This window comes from Candidatus Marinimicrobia bacterium CG08_land_8_20_14_0_20_45_22, assembly GCA_002774355.1.
GTDB lineage: Bacteria > Fidelibacterota > UBA2242 > UBA2242 > UBA2242 > 0-14-0-20-45-22.
This window is the reverse complement of sequence record PEYN01000057.1, coordinates 1-8,340: the sequence shown is the minus strand read 5'-3', so window position 1 is coordinate 8,340 and position 8,340 is coordinate 1. Positions and strand designations below refer to the sequence as shown.

Below are 8,340 nucleotides of genomic sequence, written 5' to 3'. Positions count from 1 at the left end.
ATTTTCTGAGGTATAGTTTATCTAATTCAAAAATATTAATCCACTTTTACCCACTCATTCCGCGAAAGAACCGAAAATATGCTAATTTATAGTAGTTTAAAACGGAGGTATTATGAAAAACTTGTTAAAAAATTACGCTATTACCGTGTTACTATTGGCTACCGCTTTATTAGCCCAAACTCCCGATCTGACTCTCCAAAAAGATATTACGGCGCAATATATGGCCTATCTTGACAGCATGGAGACTGAATATTTAAAGCTGTTGCCCGGATCTGACGATACCCAGACCATGAAAGCTCATATGGGACTGGCAATCATTCAGGCCGCCCGCACCTACGTTAACGGCGACACCCTGATCAATGACCTTGAATATTTACTGAGTGAAATTGAAAATAACACTTTCCTGGTCGTTAATCAAACCTTTGCGGATATTTTTCCGTTGTTTGAGGCCGGTAATCCGAACGAATTTGTACTGAATCTGACCGATTTTTTCGAATCGGGTACCTTTCCGGCTTACCGGGATTCCATCCAAAAATGGCCATACGAAAACAGTCTGATGGCTGACAGCATCGGCGAATCCATTGATTATTTTGGAGAAAAAGTAGGCCCCTTGCTGAGCGTTTTGGGCGATCACTAGGTAGCCGTCATGGACAGTACGGCCGATTTTGAATTCAACGTCCGGATCATGGATTCTCAGTATCAGGATACTCTTTTCGTGTTTTCCAGAACATTTTTCGATCATCAGGAGATGATCATAAATCTAGGTAATAATATGGCGCATACACTCCGAGAAGGGTTCGTGAGTATTCTTGATTCAGTAAATAATAACAGCGCCAATATCAACCCCGGCGTATTAATCGTCCAGGAGGGACTTGATTCATTAAATTCCCTGATTGACAGTTTTCAGATAATGCTGTCGAACCAGCCGTTCAGCCCACTTGAATTCGATCTGGCCTGGATGGATTCTTTACAAAATGTCGTGTCGGAAGCAGATACCCTTTTAGGCGGGAAAACCTATCCAATCGGCCCCGTATCCGAAAACAAGGTCATTCGACCGAGAGGAATAATTGAAAGCCTGGCGCATCATGACGGCCCGATGGGAGTTTTCAAGGATTATTACCGCGGTGGCGAGCAATCCAACTATACCTTCTATAATACTTTCCCAAATGGTCTCACTTCCGATATGTAGGCTATGATCGCCTCCGACATTATCCTGAATGCCAATGATACCCGTGAGCAGTTTGAGGCCAAACTGCATGCTTATCAAACGGCGCTGGAGCTTAAAGAAGCTTCGCCCTTCACCACTCTGACTCCCGACGAACATTTCGGATTGGCATTAACCTTAGTCTATGATCTATTAAATGATGAAGAATATTTCAGCCAGTTCGAAACCGCCTTTGAACTAATTTCAATGGGACGGATTGACAGTTTGTTAAATACTTTGGAGTGGAACGATTTTGACATACAGGACACAATTGACGTAATTCGTTACCATGTCGATCAGTATACCGGAAGTCCTGACATGACAAACTATGTCATCCTGTTTAAAACCTATGATGATGGCCGGGGTGCATATACCTTGGGGACAAACAGCGAATTTGAGATTTATTTCCTGAGTGTCTCCCAGATCAAGATCGCGACCGAAATGATTGACTTAGCTTGCCGGGCAATGTCAGTGGTCGGAGATGTTTTAGCCGGTTTTTATAATGAACTCGATCAGATATTCATCCTCGACCTGGATCCTGATTATCTGGATTTCTCCGATGTGCAGGGCCCGCTGGACGTAATTAACATTCTGGAACAATCCAATCCGGATTTTCTGACAGTCACTCCCTACGGAGTCGAAAAATTCCATGAAATGGGCGATTGGCTAGAAGAAACCTTCGAGAATTTCGGCATATTTTTCGATAACCTGAATGACCTGTTCGTCGCCATGGAACCGTATCAGGATAACTTCAAAATGAACGCCGCGGAAATGCAATTTATGTCTTCAATGTCGGCTGGTATGGCTTGGAGTCTCTACGAAGATTTTGCCTATCCTGATTCAGCGATCCTGATTGATGAAAAACGGGTCAATGTTTCGGCCTGGTTCGACAATCCGCCGACCAGTTTCCTGGCAATGATGAAGAGCTTCTTCACGGGAACCGACAGCACTCTGGGCGGTATGTTTCCGGATCGTTATAAAGTCGGCATAGCCCAGAAGAGTGAGGGTATTCCAACCGAGTTCAAACTCTACCCAGTCTATCCGAACCCATTCAACCCCACTACGAATATCGAGTTCGATCTCCCACAGACCACCAACGTCAAAGTTTGCATCGTAGATCTGCAGGGACGAATAGTCGAGCAGCTGATCAATCGTCAGATGGCCGCCGGTCGCATCGCTTTGACATGGAATGCCTCCCGCTATCCCTCCGGGATTTACTTCGCTGCAGTAGATATTGACGGACACCAGACCATTCGCAAAATGACCCTGCTCAAATAGGAGCCGGATTGCACTTAATCCACAGGTTTTACGTGGGGAAAAGCCGCAAACTTTTCCCCACTTTTTTTTCAATACTGATCACCACGGCGCCGGTATTTGCAGGGCAATGGCAGGATTTTTTTACAATTTTCTGGGCTTTCCTCAAAACAATTCTACCGAGTCTGCCTATCAAGAAAAATTCATCTCCGTGGCATCCGGTTACGGTGACACATACCGCAAGAAAATCGATAGCAAAACGACCTTGACGCTTGCCGAACAAGGTAATGAAATACGTTTCGGATTACCGTTTAGAACAGGAAAAATACGTCATATTTTGGCCGGTGAGCTGACCGAAAATTTCACGTATTTCAATAATCTAAAAGACGAAACCAGTCTTGCCAGCCGCTTCAGGATCGAAAATACCCGACTAAACACCCGCTGGATCATTTCAAGAGGCGACAGAATTCTTGGTCTTGGGACAGAATACGGTCAGATCAATACGTCGCCTACGATTGACATTATTTCCTTTCCGCAGAGCGAAGACTCCCGTACAAATAAGTACTTTTTTGACCTGCTCGAACCAACTTTTGGCCGGGAATTAAACAATACCCTGAGCCTAGAAAAAACCGGTTTCTCCGTCTGGCTGGCGACGCGCCTAAACCGGCACTGGCGAATTGGAGCGGCTCTGAATTATGCCGATTTTTCGGCCGACTGGCAAATTCGGTATGTCAATTCCAGTCCGTATGATTCTCTGTCCGGCAAGCGCCGGATTGATATTCCTCTGGACGGCTTCGCACGGATTTACAAATTTTCATTGTCTTCTCTCCGGCCGGGTTTGCAGGAACTTTCACTGATCTGCTATACAGATAAATATTCCTATTTTATTGACAACAACCGACCCAGCAAAGTTGACAAATCGTCACTTGGCAAAGGAAATCTCAGTCGTTCCGGTGTGGCTCTTATAAATCGCATCAAACGCCAAACCTGGGAATTTACCAGCGGACTGTCGGTAGCGAATTACAATCTCTCAGCCTCATTAAATACCCCGGTAGTCGGCTACTATTTGATTTTTGTACCGATTTCACATTCCGCTGAGATAAATCTCTCGCAAGGCAAATCATTCAGCCAACAGATCGGCTTCGATCATAGTTTTCAGATGCGGTATGTCCAGATCAAGGCCGGTGCAGTTTATACCCATACGCTTTTCGATTTTCAGATTGATGGTATTTCTAATATGATGTGCGGAGTTGTATCAAAAGACATCAATTATCCTTTCAAATACAGCCTGCATATTCTGGATCTGCACGCTGAAACGGAATTTCACCTGGGTCCGCTTGGTTTGACCTATGCTTTCCGGCAACTGATTCCGACCGGCAAGCGCTTAGACGACAGCCCGATCCACCTCACTACTCAAACACCCGGAGTAAAATACGCCAACCGCGGCGGACAAGAACATCAGATTAATCTGGTGTATCATTTTTAAACCGCAGAGTTCGCAGAGTTTTTCCTTTAATCATGCACAGAACTCTATTTTATGACTAAGACATTAATTAACGTGTAAAAATGACCAATAATTTTCCTCTGCGTACTCTGCGAACTCTGCGGTTAATATTTTCCGAACCAAATAAATTTGACTGATTTGAAAAATGTTTGTACTTTGCGTGGCAAATATGCAGACCGAATTTTTCTTTTTCATGCAGAGAGGATTAAAGTGAAAACCTGGATTGTGCCGGCGCTGACCGCTCTTTTTTTGTGGGGTTTCTGGGGCTTTCTGCCGAAAATCGCTACAAAATATATCAATCCGCAAAGTGCTTTGGTTTTTCAGGCTGTTGGTTCGGTAATCGTTGGCCTCGGGGTCTTAATCGCCTTCCAAGATCAGATTCAATGGCAGACCGCCGGTGCCTTCTGGGCGATTCTGACCGGCCTGTTTGGTATGCTGGGCTCGCTGTTTTTCCTTCAGGCGGTCAGTCGCGGCAAAGTGACGACTATAGTTACGATGACTGCTCTTTACCCGCTGATCAGCATTGTTCTGGCATTGATCTTTCTAAGGGAGCCGCTGGGACTCAAACAGGGATTGGGTGCGATCTGCGCCCTGGCGGCTATAATATTATTTTCAATTTGAGCGAGATAACAAAATGATAAACAAACTTGAAATCGCTAAAAACTGGCTGCCGCGTTACACCGGCATGCCGCTCGACAAATTCGGCGACTATATTTTGCTAACCAATTCCCGTAACTACGTGACTAATTTTTGTGATATGTTTAATTGTGAGCTTTATGGTGAAAATCGCCCGATGCAGGCCGCCACGAATTCCGCCGGGCTGACGATTATCAATTGCGGAATCGGTTCGCCAAACGCCGCGATCATTATGGATCTGCTGGTGGCAGTGCGTCCGAAAAGGGTATTGTTTCTCGGTAAATGCGGCGGACTGAAAAAATCCACCGAGATTGGATACTTTATCCTGCCGATTGCAGCGATCCGCGGCGAAGGTACCAGCCTCGATTACTTCCCGCCGGAAGTTCCGGCTCTGCCTTCTTTTAAATTACATAAATTTGTCTCCGAGATTATCGTACAACGCGGTTTTGATTACCGCACCGGCGTGGTTTACACGACCAACCGCCGGGTCTGGGAACATGACGCCAAATTTCATCAGCGCCTGAAAGATATGACCTGCATCGCCATTGACATGGAAACTGCCACGATTTTCATTGTCGGACATTACAATGAAATCGCCCGCGGCGCCTTGCTATTGGTCTCAGATCTGCCGCTGACCCCTGAAGGTGTAAAAACCGATGAGTCCGATAAACAGGTCACCGCCGAATGGAGCCGGATTCACCTGCAAATCGGCATCGACGCCATGACCCAGATCGGCGAGCAGGGTGAACCGATCAAGCATTTCCGCTACTGATAGAATAATTGTATATTTTGGCCAATATGACTCGCGACTACCGACTTATACTTTTTTTATTACTGGCGACCGTAATCTTGCCCGCCGCTATTTATGCAGCTGGTCTTAATGTTCCAGCAACCAGCCCGGTCTACGATTTTCTGAGAAGATTAGAAACGCAGGGAACAATTCGCGGCCTGAACGACCTAGCCTTGCCGCTGACACGCGATGAAATTGTGGCCTTTCTCCGGCAAGCCGAACAAAATGATGCCCGACTTTCGCGCGTCGAGAAGAAGATATTACGGGAATATTTGGCCGACTACTGCTATGAAACCGAACGACAGGTTTCCGGAGCGGATTCCATTGCGGTTCCTCTTTTCCAGAAAGGCTATTTCGGAAAAGCTTTCCCGCAACTTTTTTCGCGCCAGGATGCTGTTGAGGAAAACCATTTCTTGATGTACGAAAAAGGCGAGACGTTTTTCTGGTTCGACGTCGGCGCGCGCGGCCGGATGGACTGGAAGGGGAATCACCAGAAACAAATGTTTTCAGATAAATACATGTTCCGCGGCGCTCTGGGAAAATCGTTTACCTTTCATACCAGTTTTGCCCGTTTCGCAGTCAGACACAACCCAGCCTTCACTGAACCATACGATGAAGAACGCGGCATGTGGAGCATGTTTCAGGCGGATAGCACCATAACTTTTGACAATATCCAGAGCTCGCTGGTCTATCATAATGCTAACTTTGATCTTGGACTTTACCGCCAACCGGTCTCCTGGGGTGCCGGCGGGACGAATAACTTGATTCTTTCGAAAAGCGCTCCTCTTTTTTCCTATATCGGATTCAACACGCAATACCGGGGCATAAAACTGACCTTCATGCACGGTTCATTGATGAATGACAGTACGCAGTACCGGAATATCCCAACCGAGACACGAAACCGCCCGAAATATTTAGCGGCTCATCGTATCGACATTCCTTTTTTTAAAGGCTCCACGATAATCGGTTTCAGCGAAATGGTAATTTATGGTGACCGCAATATGGAAGTATCCTATCTGATGCCGTTTGGTTTTTACTGGCCGGCCGGGCATGCACTCGAAGACCGCGACAACCTGCTGATGTCTATGGATTTTAAAACAACCTTTTTGCGTAATGTCACATTCTATGGTTCTGTGCTGATTGACGAAATGCGTTTCGGCGAACTGGGCAAGCACTGGTGGGCTAATAAACATGCCCTGCAGGCCGGGACACGTCTCTCGCCCACGCTGGCTTTCTTTCCCGTCGATATTCAGCTGGAATTTACCGCCGTGCGTCCCTGGACGTACAGCCATAAAACCCTGTCAACCGACTACACGCAGAACGGTATTTGCCTGGGCTTCCCTTACGACGCCAATGCCCAGGCTTGGTATCTCAAGGTCGGTGCGGCGTTTTCCCGGCGATTTTCGGTTTCCGGCGATTACCTGCATTTGCGCCAGGGCACCGATGACGAAAACAATTATTGGGGTGGCGACCCCACGGTCAGTTACGAATTGCGCAATCCAAACTATGATCATTCCACTAAATGGCTGATGGGCGATATTAAAACGGCCGACCAGGTGAAAATCATCGGCAGCTATGAACTTTTCAACGACTTTTTCTTAAAATCCGGAGCCACTTTTTATTCAACCGAACTGAATGGTCAACACGAATCGCACCGATTCGGATACATCGAGATGGAAGTTAATTTCTGAGTATGAACTTCTTTGAAATCACTATTATTCTGGCATTTCTTTATCTAATGATAATGTTTGTAATTGCCCTGGGTCTGATATTTATCCGTATGGAGCATAGGGTTTCGTACACACCCACGGTTTCCGTAATTATCTGTGCCCGTAACGAAGAACGAGTAATCAGCCGTTTGCTGGAGAGCCTGACCAAGCCTAATTACCCGGAAGAAAAACTCGAAATTCTTCTGGTCGACGACGATTCTTCAGACGGCACGCACAATATCATGAACTCCTTTGCGGCTGCCCGCCCCAACTGGAGAGTACTGCATCACGACAAAGCCCACGAAACCCTCAAGGGAAAAAAGGGCGCCATCACCATGGGCGTTCGTGAAAGCCGAAACGAGATTATCATGGTCACGGATGCCGATTGTGTGGTCCCGCCGGATTGGATTCGCACAACCGTTTCCTTTTTCCGAAGTAATGTCGGCATGGTTCTGGGAAACAGCCCGGTGGAAAAGCGTGCTGGATTCATGAATATTTATGAGCGGTTTGACACTCTCTGCAAAGCCGCCGCCGCCGCGGCCTCGACCTTCTACAATAAACCGACGCACGCCAACGGCCGCAACCTAGCGTACCGCAAACAGGTCTTTGAAGACGTCGAAGGTTATTATCAAAGCATTGACACCGACACCGGTGACGACATGTTCCTGATGCAGGAAATCCGCACGAAAACCCGCTGGCGCTTCGCCTATAATAACGACCCGGCGGGTTATGTCAAAACCGAGCCGATGCAATTCGGCCGGAAATACATTCATCAGCAATTACGCCGGAACAGCAAAGCCTTTCACCTGACAATTCCGTTTTTTATTCTGGGAGCGATCGTATTCCTTTTTCACGTCGTACTGGCAATAATGGTTTTTTCACCCCTTCTGTGGAGATGGCTTGGAATCCTTTTGGTCTTTAAATTCGTCAGCGAATTCATCGCGACATATCACGGCGCCCGCCTGTTCGGTCAAACCGATTTACTCAAATATTTTCCGATTCTTTGGGCAATTTACCCGGTTTGCTACCTGTCATCTCAGTTACTCGGCTCACTGAAGATCTATCGCTGGAAATAATAATTTTTAGCATATTTTCAATCATTAATTGTCTTTAAAGACCCAACTCTTTTGCCCCATCCCAGGCGATTGCAGAAAAAGCTCAAAATTCCCATTAACACAACGTGGATTCAACTAATAAGTGCAACTCGAGAAGGACTTGGAAAAGCGGGCAAGCTGCCGTACCA

Annotated in this window: 8 protein-coding genes; all 8 read left to right on the top strand. The window is 46.6% G+C overall.

Annotated features, from left to right (window positions below; all coding sequences use genetic code 11):
- Positions 1–112: 112 nt before the first annotated feature.
- The 8 genes from COT43_03690 (at position 113) to COT43_03655 (ending at position 8,173) form a co-directional block, all read left to right on the top strand.
- The gene (locus COT43_03690) at positions 113–637 is read left to right on the top strand and encodes a hypothetical protein (GenBank protein PIS29504.1); all 525 of its coding nucleotides are present in this window, start codon (positions 113–115) and stop codon (positions 635–637) included.
- A 9-nt stretch (positions 638–646) separates the two neighbouring features.
- Positions 647–1,189, top strand: coding sequence for a hypothetical protein (locus COT43_03685; GenBank protein ID PIS29503.1), 543 nt, complete (start codon positions 647–649; stop codon positions 1,187–1,189).
- Positions 1,190–1,192: 3 nt separating this feature from the next.
- Positions 1,193–2,482 (top strand): hypothetical protein, encoded by a 1,290-nt coding sequence (locus tag COT43_03680; protein ID PIS29502.1) that lies wholly within the window; start codon positions 1,193–1,195, stop codon positions 2,480–2,482.
- A gap of 106 nt (positions 2,483–2,588) precedes the next feature.
- The gene (locus COT43_03675; GenBank protein PIS29501.1) at positions 2,589–3,944 is read left to right on the top strand and encodes a hypothetical protein; all 1,356 of its coding nucleotides are present in this window, start codon (positions 2,589–2,591) and stop codon (positions 3,942–3,944) included.
- 141 nt (positions 3,945–4,085) lie between these two features.
- Positions 4,086–4,583, top strand: coding sequence for a hypothetical protein (locus COT43_03670; protein PIS29500.1), 498 nt, complete (start codon positions 4,086–4,088; stop codon positions 4,581–4,583).
- Between the two features lie 13 nt (positions 4,584–4,596).
- Positions 4,597–5,370, top strand: a complete 774-nt coding sequence (locus COT43_03665; GenBank protein ID PIS29499.1) for an AMP nucleosidase — start codon at positions 4,597–4,599, stop codon at positions 5,368–5,370.
- A gap of 8 nt (positions 5,371–5,378) precedes the next feature.
- On the top strand, positions 5,379–7,079 hold the full coding sequence (locus COT43_03660; protein ID PIS29498.1) for a hypothetical protein: 1,701 nt from the start codon (positions 5,379–5,381) through the stop codon (positions 7,077–7,079).
- A 2-nt stretch (positions 7,080–7,081) separates the two neighbouring features.
- Positions 7,082–8,173: a hypothetical protein gene (locus COT43_03655; protein PIS29497.1), complete on the top strand. Its 1,092-nt coding sequence runs from the start codon at positions 7,082–7,084 to the stop codon at positions 8,171–8,173.
- The last annotated feature ends 167 nt before the right edge of the window (positions 8,174–8,340 follow it).